A 17,666-nucleotide genomic window follows, 5' to 3' on the forward strand; every position below is an offset into this window, starting at 1 on the left:
CGGACGATATTCTGCTCTATCTTGGATCCGGCTCTGGGCAAGGCCGAGACGGCATTACCTGGAAAGCTCGATCACCTGGTTGGCGCTGGTGAGCATGACCCATTTGCCGTTGCGCTGTTCGATCGCCGAGACCTTGCTGGAATCCGGCAGCGTCGAACCGCGTTGGACCATCCACAGGCCGGTGTCGTCCTCGATCATGGCGCGGCCGTTGGCGACATGGACCATGCGGAACTTCGCGATATCGGCGGGGAAGGGCTGGTCGCCGGGCGGCTCCGTTTTGGCATCGTCCTGCACCGCGCCGGTGGCGAGCAGGTCGACACCTGCGTTGGGAACGTCCTTGGCGGTCAGCGGCGCGCTGCGTGCCGCGACCACGCCGCCGCCCACGCGTCCTGAATTGGTGCCGGTGCCGCCGAACTTGATCGCCTGGACGCCGAACTGGTCCTGGTTGAAGAAAATGTACCAGGGAAACAGAGCGCAGATCAGGCCGAGCGTGATGCCGAGCGCGGCGATGACGACGTCGCTGCGACGGTCCGCCTTCTTTCGCAATTTTGGAAATTGCGCCTTTGGCGGTTGCGGCCATTCGGCGACCGGAAAAAGGTCTTCGATCAGCAATTCGCGGCTGGCCTGCATCATCTCCGGAGCATCGACGCCGGGAGCCACATGCGTTGATGAAAGGGCGGTCCGGCCCAGAACAGGTTCGGATCTGGGGAGAGCCGGTTTGACGGCCCTGGCCAGAACAGCCGCGGTCCTGGCAGCAATGGCGCCGGCGGCGTTTGCTTTGGCGACCCTGGCCTCCTCCGCTCGAGCCTGTTCCGCGGCGTTCGCCTCGGCGATCATCTCGTTCAGGAGGCGCTCCGTGTACTGGCGTTCAGTCTCCTGGTTCGACATTCTGCTTTCCCTTGAGATGGCGGGCAAGGTCGGAGAACGGATCGGCGGACGGACGGTCCCTGGGTGATTGCGTCAGCGCCTCATAGATCAGGGGCACCTGGCGCACCGCCATGTCGAGTTCGGCGTCGACGCCGCCCTGATAGGCGCCGAGCAGGCGGATGTCGCGGGTGTCCTCGAAGCGGGAGATCATCGACTTCAGCCGCGTCACCAGGGCTCGCTGCTCGATGTTCCAGGCCTTGCCTGCCAGCCGCGATATGGATGACAGCGGATTGACGGGCGGATAGCGGCCCTGTTCGGCGATCGCGCGGTCGAGCACGACATGGCCGTCGAGAATGCCGCGGACGGAATCGGCGACCGGATCATTGTGGTCGTCGCCGTCGACCAGCACGGAAATGATGGCGGTTATAGAGCCTTTACCTTCGGCCCCGGGGCCGGCGCGCTCGAGCAGCTTGGGCAGTTCGGTGAAGACCGAGGCGGGATAGCCGCGCGCGACCGGCGGCTCGCCGGTTCCCGTCGCCACCTCGCGCAGCGCGTGAGCGAAGCGGGTGATCGAATCCAGCACCAGAAGCACACGGTGGCCCTGGTCGCGAAAATGCTCGGCCACACGCATGGCGGTGTCGGGCGCGCGCCGGCGCATCATGGCGCTCTCGTCGCTGGTGGCGACGACGGCGACGGTCTTGGCCATGCTGTCGCCGATCGTGTCCTCGAGGAATTCGCGGACCTCGCGGCCACGTTCCCCGATCAGCGCCACGACGACGGTGTCGAACGCGTCGGCGCCGGCGAGCATGGCTAACAGCGTCGACTTGCCGACGCCGGAGCCGGCGAAAACGCCCATGCGCTGGCCAAAGCAGAGTGGCGTGAAGATGTCGATGACCTTGACGCCGGTCATGAAGGCTGTGCCGACACGCTGCCGCGCCATGGCGCCGGGCGTCGCGGCTATCGCCGCCATGTCGTCGCCCCTCATCAAGGGCGGACCACCATCGATCGCCCGGGTGAGCGCGTCGATGGCGCGGCCGCGCCACGAGGCATGCGGCGCCACCGCGAGCGGACCCCTGCGGAACACGGCATCGCCGATGCCGGCGTCGGCACTGCGTTCGAAGGGGGCGATCACAACCTCGTCACGGCTGATCTTGACGATCTCGCCGCGACGCGCGCCGGCCTGGCCGCGCTGTTCGACAATGTCGCCCAGCCGGGTGAAATCGGAAAGGCCGCGCACCTTGTAGTGCGTGGGCGTGACTTCGGTGACGAGGCCGCCGCGCTTGACCAGCCCGTCACCATCGCCGAAGCGTCTGATGACCCGCTCCAAAGCGGCAAGCCGATCTTTCGGCGCCGGCTGGAGCTGTCTTTCGGGTGCGCGGATGGTTGGCTGCTCTGACGACATGCTACGACTTCGAGCCGAGCGTCTTTATCGCCTCATCGGTGGAGGAATCGGTCTGCCGCATCAGCGCGGCGGTGTTCTCGAAGGCGCGCTGGACCATGATCAGCCGGGTCATTTCCAGCACCGGATTGACGTTGGATTCCTCGACGAAACCTTGCGCTATGCCGACATCGGAACGGTCGGTGACCGGTTCGGGCGTGCGTGCGGGCACAATGCCGGAATTGCCGTAGCGCACGAAATTCTGGCCCGGGTCGAAATTGTAGAGGCCGATCGAGCCGACGAGCTGTTCGTTCTGGCGCAGCGAGCCGTCGGCGCCCGCCTTGGGCGGGCCGTTGCGGGGATCGAGCTGGATCGGCGCGCCGCCGGCGTCGAGCACCGGGTGGCCCTCGACCGACATCAGCTCGCCATTCTCGTTCATGGAGAAGCGGCCGTCGCGAGTCATGACGGTGCCGGCCGGCGTGTCGATGGCGAACCAGGCGTCGCCCTGGATGGCGAAATCGAATGGGTTGCCGGTTTCTGTCATGGCGCCGTGAGCCCCCGACAGATAGGTCTTGCCGGAGGAAGCGAACGATACCGACTTCTGCCCTGCACCCGACACCACATCCTCGAATTTCACGCCGGTGGCGCGAAAGCCGACGGTGCTGGCGTTGGCGACATTGTCGGCGATCGTATCGAGCCGCCGCTCGAGGGCCATCTGCGCGGAGAGGGCGACGTAAAGACTGTCTCGCATGATCAGAACTTCAGTTTCTGCATGGCCATCATCAGGTCGGTGGAGATGCCCGATGTGACCGGTTTGGCGAAGAGCACGCTGATCGATGTCACGGCCGTCGAGGTCGGGTTGTTGATCTCGTACATGCTGGTGAAGCGGGTCAGGAACTTGTTCAGTTTCACGGGATCCGTGAAATCCGAGATGTCGAGCTTCTGCTCGAACAGTTGCGCCTGCTTTTCGATGTCGGCGGTGGCGAAGGAATCAGGCAGCCCCAGCGCGGTGCGCACCACGCTGGCCAGCGCGGTGTCGGCCAACACGTCGTACCAACTGGTGATGTCGGGCGCCTTGCGGTTGAAATAGAGCGCCAGCCGCACGCCCTCATTGGTTTGGCCGGCATCCTCTTCCAGCGTCTGGCGCATGTATTTGTCGACGGTCGGCTGCTGCGCCGGATTGATGGTGGTGGCATTTTCGCCGTATTGTTCGAAGTTGAGGGCCGTGGCCAGTCCCGCGTAAGCCGGGTTCGTCTGCTTGTTGGCGACACTGTTGGGGTCGCGCACGCCACCCTGCAGGACCTGCTTGATAAGGTCCTTGTTCTCCGTCGCCGAATCGAGGCCGTACGCCGCCAGCGCGTAGGTGTAGAGCCGGCTGTTCGACATCAGATCGTCGACCGACTTCACCTTGGTGATGTTGGCAAGATAGTAGGTCGTCTCGCCCTTCACATAGGCGGAATTCGGATCGAGGCCGGCGATTTGCGCCTGCGTGGCGTAGTTCTTCGCCACCAGCTGCTGCGCCTTGTTGTAGATGGTCGCATCGGCACCGTTGGCGGCGAAGTTGAAGGCGGTGACGAATGCGGCGTAGCGCTTGTCGGTGAGCTTGTTGGCGAAACTGTTGGGGTTGGAAACGCCTTCCTTGAGCGCCTTGACCATGAAGGCCTTGGCGTAGTCCATGTCCTCCAGCCCGTAGGCCTTCATGGCATATTTGAACAAGCGGTCGTTGTTGACGAAATCGTCGATCGATTTCACCTTGGTGATGTTGGCGAGATAATATTTGGTATCGCGATCGACCGTCGGCTGTTGCTCGATACGGTCGATCGACTTGTTGATGTCTTTGGTGATCAACTGGTAGCTGGTGTAGGTACTGAGCAAGGACGCGCCTCCGGCCGAAGCTATGCCAGCACAATAAGCTCACTTCCTTGCGCGAAACTGAATCGCCAACATTCGACCCCATGACGGCTCCGATTCAAGCCTCACACAAGGCACGGGGGCTATCCCATGTCCGACGTGAAATGCGGAAGGACCGGTCGTGGGCATTCTGATTGGACTTGTGGTGACGCTCGGCTGCGTCCTTGGCGGCTTCATGGCCATGGGCGGGCATCTGCACGTGCTGGTGCAGCCATGGGAAGCCGTGGTCATATGCGGGGCCGCGCTCGGCACCTTCCTGGTCGCCAATCCGATGAAGACGGTCAAGGATACCGGCAAGGGCATTCTCGAAGCTTTCAAGCAGGCTGTGCCGAAGGAGCAGGACTATCTGGAAACGCTTGGCGTGCTGCACAGCCTGATGCGCGAGCTGCGCTCCAAGTCGCGCAGCGAGGTCGAGGCGCATATCGACAATCCGGAGGAGTCGGCGATCTTCCAGGCCTTTCCAACCGTGCTCAAGAATCACGACCTGATGAATTTCATCTGCGACTACTGCCGCATCATCATCATCGGCAATGCCCGCTCGCACGAGATCGAGGCGCTGATGGACGAGGAAATCCAGACCATCAAGTCCGACAAGATGAAGGCCTATCACGCGCTGGTCGCGGTCGGCGACGGCCTGCCGGCACTCGGCATCGTCGCCGCCGTGCTCGGCGTGGTCAAGGCGATGGGTGCGCTCGACCAGTCGCCGGAAATCCTCGGCGGCCTGATCGGCGCCGCGCTGGTCGGCACCTTCCTCGGCATCTTCCTATCCTATGCGGTGGTTGGACCTGTCGCCACCAAGATCAAGACGGTGCGCGAGAAGAAGAACCGCCTCTACATCATCGTCAAGCAGACGCTGCTCGCCTACATGAACGGCGCGCTGCCGCAGGTGGCGATCGAGTTCGGCCGCAAGACCATCTCCTCCTATGAGCGGCCGACCATCGACGCCGTCGAGCAGAGCACGATGAACACCGGCAGCGCCGAGAAGAAGGCCGCCTGAGCGATGCGCGACAGACCGGTGCCAAAACTGTCATGACGAGTCCGGGCAGCCCCTCGCAAGCGCGTTCGCTGATCATCGAGCGCCTGGTCGGCGACAGCGGCGAGGCCGACCAGGTCATCGACGCCGGCCGCGCCATGGCCGAACGGGCCGTACCGCTGCTGCAGAAGGCGCTCTCGAGCGAGCTTGGAACTCCCGTGAGCGTCGACCTCAGGACCGTGGAAATCAGCCGTGTCCCCGAGGCGCGTTCGCGCGCCGGCGAGACGTTCGCCATGACCGTTGTCGGCTCACCGGCATCCTCCGATGCGATGACCCTCGTCATCGACGCTGCCGCGATCGCGATCATCGTCTCGACGCTGTTCGGCGGCGACCCGGACATGCCGGTGTCGCCGATCGAGCGCGACCTGTCGCAGATCGAAGCCGATGTCTCGTCCATGGTGTTCCAGGAGGTTGCGCAGGCGCTGAACGGATCGGGGCAGCGCTCGCTCGAACTGCGGCTGCCCGCGCCGCGCGCAATGTCGGGCCTCGAGGCCAGGCGGCACGTGTTGCGCGACGGCGCCGCGATCCGCATCGTCCTCGGCATCTCGACGCCGGTCGACAGCGGCTCGATCACGGTGATGATGCCGCAGCGTATCGTGCTGGCCGGCCGCGACGGTACGGCCGGCGTCAGCGAGGACGATCACGTCACCAGCTGGCGGGCTCGCTTTTCGGAAGAGGTGATGCGCTCGACCGTGGCGCTCGAAGCCACCATGCCGCTGACGCGGCTGACGCTTGGGGACCTCGCCAATCTCGAAGTGGGCCAGGTCATCGATTTCGATGAGACGGCGCAATCACGGGCTCGCCTCGGCGCGCGCGGCCAGACGCTGTTCGTATGCGAGTTCGGCAAACTGGGGCAGAATTACACCGTCCGAATCAGGCATCCTTTCGATGCCGGGCAGGACTTCATCGATGGGCTCATGCCGGCCGGTGCCGGGCGCGCCTGAGCTTTTGGAGACGACGCATGGCCAAGACCAAGGTAGAACCAGAGCTCGACCAGCCGGACGAGCAGCTCGATCGCGCCATCGAGGAATTGCGCGGGGTCCTGCATGAGGAAGAGCAGCGCCCCGAGATGGCAGCCAGGGCCGCGGCATCGGCCAATTCCAGCGTCATCATGAATATCCCCGTCGATGTCCAGATCATCCTCGGCAGCACCGAGATGGCGGTTGCCGATCTGATGGCGCTGCAGAAGGGTTCGACGGTCGCGCTCAACCGCCGCATCGGCGAACCGGTCGATGTCGTGGTGAATGGCCGCAAGATAGCGCGCGGCGAGATCACCGTGCTCGAAAGCGACCCTTCGCGCTTCGGCATCAGGCTGACCGAAATCATCGCCGGCACGAAGGGCGCCTAGACATGGCTGGCAGGGCTTGCCGATGGCAGCGGAGGCGAAAGGCATGACAACGCCGCTGACGACCCTGACACGCGCACAGAAGGCGGCCGCCATACTGGTGGCGATGGGCAAACCGTCCGCCAGCCGCCTGCTGAAATTCTTCAAGCAGGAAGAGCTGAAGGCGCTGATCGAGGGCGCCCGGCTGCTCAGGACCATTCCACAGAGCGATCTCGAGCGTATCGTCGCCGAATTCGAGGCCGAATTCACCGAAGGCGCGGGCCTGCTCGATTCCGCCGACAGGATGGACACCATCCTCAACGAGTCGCTCTCGCCCGAAGAGATGAGCGCCATCATGGGCAACAAGAAACCGGAGGCTGCGCCCGAAGGGCCGCCGCCGATCTGGCCCGATCTCGAAAAGCTCGAACCCGCGCGGCTCGGCGACTTCCTCGCGGGCGAACATCCGCAGACGGCGGCCATGGTGCTGTCGAAACTGGCGCCGCAGGCGGCGGCAAGCGTGCTTTTGACGCTGACGAAGCCAATGCGCGGCGAAATCATCAAGCGCATGGTGACGATGGCCAACGTCCCGGCCGCCGCCACCAGGATCGTCGAGAACAGGCTGCGCGCCAGCGTGCTGTCGGACACCTCGACCAAGGACACGTCGGCCGGGCAGGCGCGCGTCGCCAGCGTGCTCAACGAGCTGGAAAAGCCCCTGCTCGACGAGGTCATGCAGGATCTCGAAGCCGCCGGCACGCCCGACCTCGACGGTGTTCGGGCCCGGCTGTTCGCTTTCGACGACCTGCCGCTGCTCACCCAGAAGGCGCGCGTGCTTTTGTTCGACGGGCTGTCGACCGAGCTTGTCACGCTGGCGCTGCGCGGCACGTCGGCGGCACTGGCCGAAGCGGTGCTGTCGGCGATCGGCGCCCGCTCCCGGCGCATGATCGAGGCCGAACTCGGGCAAGGGTCGGAGGGTGTCCCCGCCGCCGACATCATGGCGGCACGCAAGACGATCGTGACCACCACCATCCGGCTGTCGCGCGAAGGCGCATTCGAACTTCCCTCGACGCAGAACGCCGCCTAAGGCATGTCCGACGCCGTCGACAAGGATTCGAAAACCGAAGAGGCGACGGAAAAGAAGATCCGCGACACCATCGAACAGGGCAAGTTGCCCCATTCGAGGGAAACCGCGATCCTGGCCTCCTTTGTCGCCATACTGGTGTTTACCGTCTTCTATGCCAAGGACGCCATCGTCGAGCTCGGCATGTTCCTGTCGATGTTTCTCGAGAAGCCCGAGGCCTGGCCGATGGACACCGAGACCGATGTCATCGACCTCTACAAGATCGTGATGCTGGAAGTGGGCCGCGCCGTGCTCAGCCTGCTGGTGCTGCTGACCGTTGCCGGGATCGGCGCCTCGGTGCTGCAGAACATGCCGCAATTCGTCGGCGAGCGGATCAGGCCGCAGATGTCACGCATCTCGATCGTCAAGGGCTGGAACCGGATGTTCGGCGCCCAGGGCTGGGTCGAATTCCTGAAGTCCCTTGCAAAAGTCGGTTTTGCCATCGCCGTGCTCGCCTTCACGCTGTCGGAGGACCACCGCAAGCTGCTTGCCGGGATGATCACCAATCCGGTCGCTTTCGGCCTCGTCATCCGCGGCATCGCCGTCGACATACTGGTGGCGATCGTCTTCGTCATGGGACTGATCGCAGCGGTCGACATCGTCTGGTCGCGCTTCCACTGGAGGCAGGACCTGCGCATGAGCAAGCAGGAGGTCAAGGACGAGTTCAAGCAGTCAGAGGGCGACCCGATCGTCAAGTCGCGGCTGCGTTCATTGGCCCGCGACCGGGCGCGCAAGCGGATGATGACGGCGGTGCCGCGCGCGACGCTTGTCATCGCCAACCCGACCCACTTCTCGATCGCGCTGAAATATGTGCGCGACGAGGATTCGGCGCCGCTGGTGGTGGCGAAGGGGCAGGACCTCGTGGCGCTCAAAATTCGCGAAATCGCCAAGGAACATAACATCCCGATTTTCGAGGACGTGGCGCTCGCCCGCTCCATGTACAAGCAAGTTTCGGTCGATAATGTGATCCCGTCGCAATTCTACCAGGCCGTCGCCGAACTGGTGCGGATCGTCTACTCGAAAAAGGCTGAGCGCAGACAGATTTCATGAACCGCCAACCGCACGCAAAATCCCGCGAGATCATCGTCGCCAGCGCCATCGAACAGGTGGTGGTGGAACTGAGGCTGATCGACGTCGCCGACTATATCGCCTTCATCCGGCTGGAGCATTTCGCCTGCCTGTCGGATCTGGTCGATTCAGCGGCGGAGCTGTTCTTCATGCCGGGTACGCTGAGGCTCGGCCATGGCGGCGAAGCGCATGTCGACTGGAGCGGCAGCCCGCGCATCGTGCTGGACCTGGAGCTCAGGCCACCCGGCGTGACCGTCTATTTCCAGCTGACGCTGAGCGAGACCGGCAACACGGTCGTGGTCAACTACGTGTCGTTTGAAAAACCGGGCGAAGACCCCCAGCATAATACGGCGCTGCTGGAGGCTGTGATTGAACAGGCCCGCATCCGCAAGGTCGAAGCTCTTACTCGATAAGCCCCAGCCGCAGCGCCTTGGCGACCGCCTGGTTGCGGTTGACGGCATTGAGCTTCTGGGTCGACTGGGTGAGGTATTGGTTGGCGGTATGCACCGATAGTTTCAGCAGCCGCGCGATCTCCTCGCTGGTGTTGCCGTTGGCGGTCAGCTTCAGGCATTCGAGCTCGCGCTTGGAGATCGAGCGCATTCTGCCGGCATCGCCCGGACGCATGCGCGCGACGGCGGCGAACAGCGAGAAGCAGCGAGCGTGGATTTCGTAGAGCGCATCCTGCGGCAGCGCGATCTCCGATCCCAGGAAGACGACGAGCCCGCATTGGCCGCGATCGGCATGGACGGGAAAGGCAATGCCGCTCGATCCGGGTGTCAGCGGCGCCATCTGTCCGGTCCAGGCGAGACTGCCGAACATGCCGGCCATGGCCGCCACGCCATCATCCGTCCACCAGCGCGGCTCGGTCGAAATCCGGCTATGGCGCACGATCTCCTCGCCATTGGCGCCCGAAATGAACTTCGTCGCCACCGCGGTGCCGGGATAATCGGAATCAAAGCACGGGACCAGCCGGGCGCGCTCGGGCGACGGGCTGACGAAGAACAGGCCGAAGGCCGAGGCGTTGATGTCGACTGATATCCAGCGGCAGCGGCGCACCGCATCGGGAATGGTGACGGCGTGATGCGTTTCGGAGCCAAGCGAAAAGGCGCCGAAAGGGCTGCGCTGCTCGTTGAAAAGGGCTTCCGCGGTGTCCTTGATGTCGGCGTGTTTCAAATGATGCCACTCCTGATCGCCGTGGCGATGGCCATCGCACGGTTCGAGGCCGCGAATTTCTGGATGGCGTGGGTGATGTAGCTGTTGACAGTGTTGGAGGAGACGCCAAGGATGACCGCCACCTCGTCGGTGGTCTTGCCTTCCGAAACCCAGAACAGGCATTCGCGCTCGCGGTCCGACAGCGGATCCTGCATGGCGGCGGCGGCGATCAACTGCGGAATATGCGAGAGCGCGTAGCAGCATTTCAGCTGCGCCCTCATCAGCGCCGGCTGGTCGATCCGGCCGGCGGCCGCCGCCGAGAACAAGGCGAACAGGCGCTGACGGCCGACATTCAGCCGCAGTGAATAGATCTCGGCATGGCCGAGCACGTCGAGGAGCCGGGCTTCTTCGCCCGAGACCAGCCCGTCGGCCTCCGGCGCCTGGGCCGCCACCAGCGGTGTCGGACGGATACCGGGTGCCGCGGTGAGCGGTCCCTGGGCAAGGCCGGCGATCAGCCGCTTGCCGATCAGCTCGATGACGTCGAAGATCCAGTTCGAGGAGACGATACGCGCATCGTTGCGGTCCTGGTCATGGACGATGGCGACCAGCATGTAGCTGTCGGCGCCGATCTCGGCGGTCAGTTCCATGAAGAAGCTGGTGAGATCACCGCGCGACGTCAGGCGCGAGCCTAATGTGTCGGATTGAAGAGGCGCGGCGGGACTGCTCATCTGCTGCTTTTGGCCGGAATCGGTTCTGATGTCCGGTTGCTGGAGAGCCAGCCGCCGAACTCGAAAACGCGTTACTTTTACGAGACACACACGAGGCGCGGGGCCGCGCCCAACCAGACGGAATCCATTCAGGGAACGCGAAGACGTCCGCGTCTGGCGCCGGAAAAATCCGGAACGTGAGACTTTGGGTGGTCGCCGCGCCCCCCGAGGACCGGCTGATTCGGGTCTAATCTACCCGCAGATGAATCTGACATCAAACGCGATTTGACAAAATCGAATCTGGGGGACTCTGCCTGCGACTCAGCGGCCGGTTTCCGTGCCTTTCCATGGCGGGAACGTCGAGCCGCACGGGCCGGCCATGGCGTTTGCGATGGCCTCATGGGGTGCCGGTGGATGCAAAAAAGGGCGGCTGACGCCACCCTTCCTTTGTCCGTCTTCCGCGCAGCCGGCTGCGTTCCCTGGACGACGATCTACCGGTCCTCGAAGCCGGTCAGCACGCCGACGGCATTGATGCCGATCTCCTCGACGGCATAGCCGCCTTCCTGGACGAACAGCGTCGGCAGGCCGAGCTTGGCGATGCGCCGGCCGATCTTGGGATAGTCTGATGTCTTCAGCTTGAACTGGCTGATCGGGTCCTTCTCGAAAGTGTCGACGCCGAGCGAGACGACGACGATGTCGGGCGCGTAGGCGGCGAGCCTGGCGCAGGCGTCTTCCAGTGAGGCGTTCCAGGCGTCCCAGCCGGTGCCGAACGGCATGGGATAGTTGATATTGAAGCCTTCGCCGGCGCCGGCGCCACGCTCGTCGGCATGGCCGAGGAAGAACGGGTACTCGACCATCGGATCGCCGTGCAGGTTGATCACCTGCACGTCGGCGCGGTCATAGAAGATCTCCTGCGTCCCGTTGCCGTGGTGATAGTCGACGTCGAGGATCGAGACGCGTTTGGCGCCCTGGTCGCGGAACCATTGCGCGGCGACCGCCGCGTTGTTGATGTAGCAGTAGCCGCCCATGAAGCCGGCCCCGGCATGGTGGCCGGGCGGTCGGCAGAGCGCAAAGGCCGCTCTCTCGCCGTCCTTGACCAGGCCGGCGGCGGTCCGCGCCACGTCATAGGATGATTTGATCGCGGCCCAGGTGCCCTCGACGAAGGTGGCGCCGCCGTCGAAGGAATAATAGCCGAGCAGGGCGTCGATGCGCTTGGGCGGCACGTCGCCACGCAGGCCGCGCGTCGGCCAGGTGAAGGGCATCGCCGTACCCGTGTGGCCCTCGGCGATCCATTGCGGCCAGACGGTCGGCAGGAAGTCGATATAGTCTGACCTGTGGACGCGCTTGGCCGCGGCAAGGTCGTGCTCGACCGGTGCGATGATCGCGCCGAGCTTCTCGCTTTCGACCCGCGCCTTGATGAACTCCGCCCGCGAGGGCTTCTCGAAGCCGGGCACGATGGCTGAAGTAACCAGTTCCATCTGGCCGGCATGGCCGGCGTGAAGCGGCGAATAGACAGTCTTCATGAAATTCCTCTCGAAGTACAAAATCAGCCAAGATTGAGATAGGGGCTCAGCAGAGCGAGCCACATGGTTTCGACATCGTCCTCGATGAGGTCGAATGTCCTGCGGTCCTTCTTCAGCCCCACGAGCCGGCAGGCATGCCCGACCTCCATCATCACAACGCCGAGCCGGCTGGCAATCTTGCCTTCGAGCGCCGGATTCACATGCTGGAGCCATGCGGCATAGAGGGCGATGATCTGGTCGTCATATTCGTTCTGGATCGGCCGCAGGTCGGCATTGCCCGAAATGGCCTCGATCACCGGCATCAGGGTGGCGTTTTCGAGGTAGAGCTTCGAGGTGTCGATGAAGAGCTTGCGCACTTCACGCCGAAACTCTTCCCGGTTGGTCGGCGGGGCGACCTTGATGCGCCGCGCGATCACTTCGGGAAAGGATGACAGCCAGCGCCTGGCGAGGTCCAGAAGAATGGCTTCCTTGTTGGGAAAGTACTGGTAGACCGAACCGACCGACAGGCCGGCGCGCTGCGCGATGGCGAGCGTCGTCGGCGTCTTGGTTCCTTGCTCCCGCGTCAGGATCAGCGCGGCGTCGAGAATCCTGTCGACCACCTTGCTGGACCGTTGTTGCCGCGGCTGCTTGCGCGGTTCAAGCGCTATCCTGGTTTTGCGGTCGAGACTGCGCTTCACTGCTTGATGCCCTCGTTCCCAGCCTGGTCCCAACACAGGCGGAGCGTGCTGTCCACAATACATTCTAAATCCGGCATGTTGACAAACGCGAATAATCAGTCGCATTCTTTTATCCACACTGTCTCTCGGGATAACAAGGGGAATCTCGAAGACAGCGCGCCGGCATCATTCGTTGTCCGATAGCCCACGCTCCGTGGTGTGGCGGGTCGTTGGGCACGAGCTTTGCCGGTCTCAGTCAGTCGTCAAAAGCGCGGAGTCGCGATGTCGGTCACGGGTGCGGGTCATAGTGCGGATCTGATTGTCGTCAACGGTCGTGTGCTGACCATGGACAATGACAATCCCGCCGCCGAAGCCGTTGCCGTCAAGGACGGCGCCATCATCGCCATCGGCAGCAGCACCTCCATCGAAGAGTTCAAGGGACCGGCTACCAAGGTCATCGATGCGCTTGGCGGATCAGTCCTGCCCGGCTTCATCGAAGCCCACATGCATCTGTTTTCCGGCGCCGCCGAGCTCGCCCATCTGCAACTGGCTGGCGTGCATGGGTTCGAGGCGCTGCAGAAGGCGATCCGCGACTATGCAGCGACGCACCCCGACGCGCGGATGCTGGTTGGCCAGAGCGTCGACTACACCGTGCTCGACGACGAGCGGGTGACGCGTCACCATCTCGACGCGATCCTGCCGGACCGGCCTTTCGTCATGGCCGCCCCCGACCACCATACGATGTGGGCCAACACCAAGGCGCTTGAACTGGCCGGCATCCTCAATGGGCGCACGCTTGGGCCGGGCAATGAGATCGTCATGGGCGACGATGGCCTGGCAGCGGGCGAATTGCGCGAAGGCGAGGCCTTCGGCCCGGTTCTCGACCTTGCCGGCGAAGGCCGCGTGCGGCTGGGCCTGGCGACTGGCGGCGAGCCCGACCCGATGCCGTCGGCGGAAGAACGGGCTTTCGACCGCGACATCATGCGGCGCGGGCTTGCCTGGTGCGCGCGCCACGGCATCACCTCGATCCAGAACATGGACGGCAACCTCTACCAGCTCGAACTGCTGGCCGAGATCGAGGCCGAGGAAGGCCTGCCATGCCGCGTGCGGATGCCTTTCCACTACAAGAATTTCATGACGCTCGACATGCTCAACAAGGCGTCCGTCATGGCCGAGCGCTACGACAGCGAGTGGCTGTCATCGGGCATGGTCAAGGTGTTCTACGACGGGGTGCTCGATTCCTGGACGGCGGTCATGATCGAGCCTTATGCCGATCGGCCCGACTGGGTCGGTGAGCCTTTGTTCACGCCGCAGCAGTTCATCGATCTGGCAGTCGCCATCGACAGGCGCGGGCTGCAGATCGCGGTGCACTCGATCGGTGACGGCGCGGTGCGCGCAGTGCTCGACGGCTACGAGGCGGCGCAGAAGGCCAATGGCAAGCGTGACAGCCGGCATCGCGTCGAACATATCGAGGTTACCACCACCGCGGACGTACCACGTTTTGCCGAACTCGGCGTCATCGCTTCCATGCAGCCGCCGCATCCGCCCGGCGCCATGGATTTTCCGCTGGAGCCGACAGTGTCGCGCATCGGGCCGGCCCGCTGGCCGCTCAGCTATGCCTGGCGGACGTTGAAGGATGCCGGCGCCCACGTCGTGTTCGCGTCGGACTGGCCGGTATCGCCGATCGATCCTATCCTGGGCATCAAGGCGGCAGTGCTGCGCAAACCGTGGGCAGAAAACGATCCCGACCAGAGCTTCTCGCTGCATGAATCGATCGCCGCCTACACGGTCGAGGGCGCCTACGCGGAATTCGCCGAGCATCGCAAGGGCATGCTGAAATCAGGCTACATGGCGGATCTGGTGGTGCTGTCGGCCGATATCGAGAAGACGGCGCCGGCCGATCTGCACAAGCTGCGGCCGGTGACGACGATCTGCGGCGGCAAGATCACCTATCAGGCCTGACAATGGCATGAGGCTTGCTGTCTAAGGACTGACTGAACTGTGATTCAATGCCGGGCTTGCCATCCTACCGGCCATGTGGTCACATCCAACAGGGGACAAACTCCGCCAGCAAGAGCGGGGTCAACAGTGAGGCGTAATCGTGCCGGACAAACCGGATCGGAATGCGATTGAAGTAGTAAACGTCAGCAAAATTTTCGGATCGGGTGAAGGGCAGGTCGCTGCCCTCGACAAGGTCTCGGTGTCCATCCGCGAAAACGAGTTCTTCACGCTGCTGGGACCGTCCGGCTGCGGCAAGACCACCTTGCTGCGATTGATCGCCGGCTTCGACTTTCCAACAGCCGGCGAGATCCTGCTCTACGGCCAGGACATCGCGCCATTGCCGCCCTTCAAGCGGCCGGTCAACACCGTCTTCCAGTCCTACGCGCTGTTCCCGCACATGACGGTCGCCGACAATATCGGCTTTGGCCTTGAAATGCTGGGCAAGCCGAGGGCCGAGATCAAGGCGCGCGTCGCCGAGATGTTGAAGCTGGTCAAGATGGAAGCTCTGGCCGGTCGTCGCACCGGCCAAATTTCCGGCGGCCAGCAGCAGCGCGTGGCGCTGGCCCGGGCGCTGGCGCCGCAGCCGAAGGTGCTGTTGCTCGACGAACCGCTCTCGGCGCTCGACTACAAGCTGCGCAAGGAGATGCAGATCGAGCTGAAGCGGCTACAGCACGAGACCGGCATCACCTTCATCTTCGTCACCCACGACCAGGAAGAAGCGTTGACCATGTCGGACCGCATCGCGGTGATGTCGTCGGGCAAGATCCTGCAGGTCGGCTCGCCTTGGGACATCTACGACAAGCCGGCGGAACGCTTCGTGGCCGACTTCATCGGCGAAACCAATTTCCTCACCGCCGCCATCTCGGGCGTCGGCAGTGGCAAGGCGCGCGCGACGCTCAAATCCGGTACCACCATCGAGGCAACCGTTGCCGAAGGCTTTCAGCCGAAGGACAACGCCACCGTGGTGGTGAGGCCCGAGCATGCCAAGCTGACCAAGGACAAGGGCGACCTGTCGGGCACGGTCGAGAACATCGTCTATTTCGGCACCGACACGCATATTCATGTCCATCTCGACAGCGGCGAGGCCTTCACCGTGCGCCAGCAGAACACGCGCAGCGCCGGCTGCGGTTTCGAGCGCGGCGACAAGGTCGGCATCATCGTCGGCAACGACGCCGCGCAAGTGCTGAGGGACTGATGGCGACCGCGGAAGAAGTCGCCAAGGCAGCGGAACGGCGCGATGTCCGTGACCGCTGGCTTTTGTCAGCGCCGGCGCTGCTGGTCATCCTGTTTGCCGCCACCGGCCCGCTGCTGATCGTGCTGGTCTATTCGTTCCTGACGCCCGGCGCTTATGGCGACGTGAAATGGCTGTTCTCGGGCGATGCCTGGACGTCGGTATTCCTGGAACGCGATATTTTCGACGATACGCTGTCGCTCGCGGCGGCGCATGTCACCATCTTCTGGCGCTCGATCAAGCTGGCGGTGGTGACGACGCTCGCCACCTTGGCGCTCGGTTTCCCGACCGCCTATTTCATGGCCACGCGTAGTGAGAAAACACGCGACCTCTGGCTGTTCCTGATCACCATCCCGTTCTGGACGAACCTGTTGATCCGGACCTTCGCCGTGCTGCAGATCATCCGCAACGAAGGCATCGTCAACACCATCCTTCTGAAGCTCGGCATCGTCTCGGCGCCGATCCAGATCCTCTATACCGACACGGCGATCCTGATCGGCATGGCCTATGTCTATCTGCCGCTGATGGTGCTGCCGATCTACGCCAGCATGGAGAAGCTCGACTTCCGGCTGGTCGAGGCGGGTTACGATCTCTACGCGACGCGCTTCAAGGTGCTGCGCAAGATCATTTTTCCGCTGGTCAAACCCGGCGTCATCGCCGGCTCGATCCTGGTCTTCATTCCGGCGCTCGGCGCCTATGTGACGCCGAGCGTCCTCGGCGGCGGCAAGAACATGATGCTGTCCAACCTGATCGAATTGCAGTTCGGACAGGGCCGCAACTGGCCGCTCGGCTCGGCCCTGTCGATCACGGTGATGATCATCGTCATGGCGGCGCTGCTTGCCTATGTGCGCAATGCCGGCAAGTCAGGGGTGCGGCATGGCTAGCAACTTCTCCATCAAGCACCAGCCGGGCTTCACCGCGATCGCGGCGACATGCTTCATCGTGCTCTACCTGCCGATTTTCGTGCTGGTGGTCTATGCCTTCAATGCGGCAAGCTCGACTTCGGAGTGGGGCGGCTTTTCGCTGAAATGGTTCCAGTCGGCATACCAGAACACGCAAGTCATCGATGCGACGCTGCGCTCGTTCCAGATCGGCGCCATCGCGGCGGTGCTGTCGACCATCTTCGCCACCATGGCCGCGCTCGCCACCACGCGCACGGCGTCCTATCCCGGTCTCACCTTCAAATACGCGGCGATCAACCAGCCGCTGATGGTGCCCGAGATCGTCACCGGCGTGGCGCTGCTGATCTTCTTCTCGCGCATCAAGATCTTCACCGGCTATTCCGGCATCGGCTATCTGGTCGCCGCGCATACGGCGTTCTGCATTCCCTTTGCCTATCTGCCGATCCGGGCGCGGCTGGAGAACATGGACCTGACGCTGGAACGCGCCGCGGCAGATCTCTACGCCACGCCGTGGAAGACCTTCCGCCGCATCACGCTGCCGCTTTTGTGGCCCGGTATCCTGGCCGGGCTGATGCTGGCCTTCGTCATCTCGCTCGACGACGTCGTCATCACCGAATTCGTCAAATCGGGCGGCCAGGATACGCTGCCCACCTACATGCTCGGCCAGATCCGCCGCGGCATCACACCCGAGATCAACGCGATATCGACCGCCTTCCTGCTGCTTTCGGTCGCGATCGTCACGTTGTTTTTCTTCGTCAGCAGGAAACGAGACTGAAACCGATAATGGGAGTTAGAA

The 17,666-nt window shown here is 63.5% G+C and carries 18 protein-coding genes; 10 read left to right on the top strand and 8 right to left on the bottom strand.

Annotation, left to right across the window (positions count from 1 at the left end; genetic code table 11):
* Positions 1 to 54 precede the first annotated feature (54 nt).
* From EN824_RS14725 to EN824_RS14740, 4 genes are read right to left on the bottom strand one after another with little or no spacing between them, the layout of a single operon-like run.
* Entirely contained in the window at positions 55 to 888 is an 834-nt protein-coding gene (locus tag EN824_RS14725; RefSeq protein WP_127275713.1) for a hypothetical protein, read from the bottom strand.
* Positions 869 to 2,269: a flagellar protein export ATPase FliI gene (gene fliI / locus EN824_RS14730; RefSeq protein WP_127275712.1), complete on the bottom strand. Its 1,401-nt coding sequence runs from the start codon at positions 2,267 to 2,269 to the stop codon at positions 869 to 871. The genes EN824_RS14725 and fliI overlap by 20 nt, the downstream gene beginning before the upstream one ends.
* 1 nt (position 2,270) lies before the next feature.
* On the bottom strand, positions 2,271 to 2,996 hold the full coding sequence (flgF, locus tag EN824_RS14735; protein ID WP_027144745.1) for a flagellar basal-body rod protein FlgF: 726 nt from the start codon (positions 2,994 to 2,996) through the stop codon (positions 2,271 to 2,273).
* Between the two features lie 2 nt (positions 2,997 to 2,998).
* Entirely contained in the window at positions 2,999 to 4,120 is a 1,122-nt protein-coding gene (locus EN824_RS14740) for a DUF1217 domain-containing protein (protein ID WP_135932425.1), read from the bottom strand.
* A 157-nt stretch (positions 4,121 to 4,277) separates the two neighbouring features.
* Here EN824_RS14740 and motA point away from each other — a divergent pair, with 157 nt between their 5' ends.
* The 6 genes from motA to EN824_RS14770 are packed head-to-tail and all read left to right on the top strand — an operon-like array spanning position 4,278 to position 9,111.
* The gene (gene motA, locus EN824_RS14745) at positions 4,278 to 5,153 is read left to right on the top strand and encodes a flagellar motor stator protein MotA (protein ID WP_015315920.1); all 876 of its coding nucleotides are present in this window, start codon (positions 4,278 to 4,280) and stop codon (positions 5,151 to 5,153) included.
* A 32-nt stretch (positions 5,154 to 5,185) separates the two neighbouring features.
* Positions 5,186 to 6,133, top strand: coding sequence for a FliM/FliN family flagellar motor switch protein (locus tag EN824_RS14750; protein WP_135865551.1), 948 nt, complete (start codon positions 5,186 to 5,188; stop codon positions 6,131 to 6,133).
* A 17-nt stretch (positions 6,134 to 6,150) separates the two neighbouring features.
* Positions 6,151 to 6,537, top strand: a complete 387-nt coding sequence (gene fliN / locus EN824_RS14755) for a flagellar motor switch protein FliN (protein WP_127275709.1) — start codon at positions 6,151 to 6,153, stop codon at positions 6,535 to 6,537.
* A gap of 43 nt (positions 6,538 to 6,580) precedes the next feature.
* Complete coding sequence (locus tag EN824_RS14760; RefSeq protein ID WP_135932426.1) at positions 6,581 to 7,594, top strand: flagellar motor switch protein FliG; 1,014 nt, start codon at positions 6,581 to 6,583, stop codon at positions 7,592 to 7,594.
* A gap of 3 nt (positions 7,595 to 7,597) precedes the next feature.
* Positions 7,598 to 8,680: a flagellar biosynthesis protein FlhB gene (gene flhB / locus EN824_RS14765; protein WP_135865549.1), complete on the top strand. Its 1,083-nt coding sequence runs from the start codon at positions 7,598 to 7,600 to the stop codon at positions 8,678 to 8,680.
* On the top strand, positions 8,677 to 9,111 hold the full coding sequence (locus EN824_RS14770; protein WP_127275706.1) for a hypothetical protein: 435 nt from the start codon (positions 8,677 to 8,679) through the stop codon (positions 9,109 to 9,111). Before flhB ends, EN824_RS14770 begins: the two co-directional genes overlap by 4 nt.
* On the opposite strand, the gene EN824_RS14775 is transcribed toward EN824_RS14770, so the two are convergent.
* The 4 genes from EN824_RS14775 to EN824_RS14790 all read right to left on the bottom strand — a co-directional run bounded on the left by EN824_RS14775 (position 9,101) and on the right by EN824_RS14790 (position 12,757).
* On the bottom strand, positions 9,101 to 9,871 hold the full coding sequence (locus EN824_RS14775) for a helix-turn-helix transcriptional regulator (protein WP_135865547.1): 771 nt from the start codon (positions 9,869 to 9,871) through the stop codon (positions 9,101 to 9,103). The two genes, EN824_RS14770 and EN824_RS14775, sit on opposite strands and share 11 nt — an antisense overlap.
* On the bottom strand, positions 9,868 to 10,578 hold the full coding sequence (locus EN824_RS14780; protein WP_135865545.1) for a helix-turn-helix transcriptional regulator: 711 nt from the start codon (positions 10,576 to 10,578) through the stop codon (positions 9,868 to 9,870). The genes EN824_RS14775 and EN824_RS14780 overlap by 4 nt, the downstream gene beginning before the upstream one ends.
* Before the next feature lie 470 nt (positions 10,579 to 11,048).
* Complete coding sequence (locus tag EN824_RS14785; protein ID WP_135929274.1) at positions 11,049 to 12,080, bottom strand: histone deacetylase family protein; 1,032 nt, start codon at positions 12,078 to 12,080, stop codon at positions 11,049 to 11,051.
* Positions 12,081 to 12,103: 23 nt separating this feature from the next.
* Entirely contained in the window at positions 12,104 to 12,757 is a 654-nt protein-coding gene (locus tag EN824_RS14790) for a TetR/AcrR family transcriptional regulator (RefSeq protein WP_127869864.1), read from the bottom strand.
* Positions 12,758 to 13,018: 261 nt separating this feature from the next.
* Between EN824_RS14790 and EN824_RS14795 the strand changes: the two genes are divergently transcribed.
* From EN824_RS14795 to EN824_RS14810, 4 genes are all read left to right on the top strand, one after another.
* On the top strand, positions 13,019 to 14,698 hold the full coding sequence (locus EN824_RS14795; RefSeq protein WP_135932427.1) for an amidohydrolase: 1,680 nt from the start codon (positions 13,019 to 13,021) through the stop codon (positions 14,696 to 14,698).
* Between the two features lie 139 nt (positions 14,699 to 14,837).
* On the top strand, positions 14,838 to 15,932 hold the full coding sequence (locus tag EN824_RS14800) for an ABC transporter ATP-binding protein (protein ID WP_127869862.1): 1,095 nt from the start codon (positions 14,838 to 14,840) through the stop codon (positions 15,930 to 15,932).
* On the top strand, positions 15,932 to 16,852 hold the full coding sequence (locus EN824_RS14805; protein WP_127869861.1) for an ABC transporter permease: 921 nt from the start codon (positions 15,932 to 15,934) through the stop codon (positions 16,850 to 16,852). Before EN824_RS14800 ends, EN824_RS14805 begins: the two co-directional genes overlap by 1 nt.
* The gene (locus EN824_RS14810; RefSeq protein WP_127275698.1) at positions 16,845 to 17,645 is read left to right on the top strand and encodes an ABC transporter permease; all 801 of its coding nucleotides are present in this window, start codon (positions 16,845 to 16,847) and stop codon (positions 17,643 to 17,645) included. The genes EN824_RS14805 and EN824_RS14810 overlap by 8 nt, the downstream gene beginning before the upstream one ends.
* The last annotated feature ends 21 nt before the right edge of the window (positions 17,646 to 17,666 follow it).

Source organism: Mesorhizobium sp. M8A.F.Ca.ET.181.01.1.1 (assembly GCF_004792025.1).
In the GTDB taxonomy this organism is placed as follows: Bacteria; Pseudomonadota; Alphaproteobacteria; order Rhizobiales; family Rhizobiaceae; genus Mesorhizobium.

What these genes read in the sequence shown, in the direction of transcription:
- EN824_RS14780 (WP_135865545.1), bottom strand. Translation starts at nt 10,578, where the DNA reads ATGAGCAGTCCCGCCGCGCCTCTTCAATCCGACACATTAGGCTCGCGC.
- EN824_RS14725 (WP_127275713.1), bottom strand. Translation starts at nt 888, where the DNA reads ATGTCGAACCAGGAGACTGAACGCCAGTACACGGAGCGCCTCCTGAAC.
- flgF (WP_027144745.1), bottom strand. Translation starts at nt 2,996, where the DNA reads ATGCGAGACAGTCTTTACGTCGCCCTCTCCGCGCAGATGGCCCTCGAG.
- EN824_RS14795 (WP_135932427.1), top strand. Translation starts at nt 13,019, where the DNA reads ATGTCGGTCACGGGTGCGGGTCATAGTGCGGATCTGATTGTCGTCAAC.
- EN824_RS14785 (WP_135929274.1), bottom strand. Translation starts at nt 12,080, where the DNA reads ATGAAGACTGTCTATTCGCCGCTTCACGCCGGCCATGCCGGCCAGATG.
- EN824_RS14770 (WP_127275706.1), top strand. Translation starts at nt 8,677, where the DNA reads ATGAACCGCCAACCGCACGCAAAATCCCGCGAGATCATCGTCGCCAGC.
- fliN (WP_127275709.1), top strand. Translation starts at nt 6,151, where the DNA reads ATGGCCAAGACCAAGGTAGAACCAGAGCTCGACCAGCCGGACGAGCAG.
- EN824_RS14750 (WP_135865551.1), top strand. Translation starts at nt 5,186, where the DNA reads ATGACGAGTCCGGGCAGCCCCTCGCAAGCGCGTTCGCTGATCATCGAG.
- EN824_RS14805 (WP_127869861.1), top strand. Translation starts at nt 15,932, where the DNA reads ATGGCGACCGCGGAAGAAGTCGCCAAGGCAGCGGAACGGCGCGATGTC.
- EN824_RS14760 (WP_135932426.1), top strand. Translation starts at nt 6,581, where the DNA reads ATGACAACGCCGCTGACGACCCTGACACGCGCACAGAAGGCGGCCGCC.
- fliI (WP_127275712.1), bottom strand. Translation starts at nt 2,269, where the DNA reads ATGTCGTCAGAGCAGCCAACCATCCGCGCACCCGAAAGACAGCTCCAG.
- EN824_RS14810 (WP_127275698.1), top strand. Translation starts at nt 16,845, where the DNA reads ATGGCTAGCAACTTCTCCATCAAGCACCAGCCGGGCTTCACCGCGATC.
- flhB (WP_135865549.1), top strand. Translation starts at nt 7,598, where the DNA reads ATGTCCGACGCCGTCGACAAGGATTCGAAAACCGAAGAGGCGACGGAA.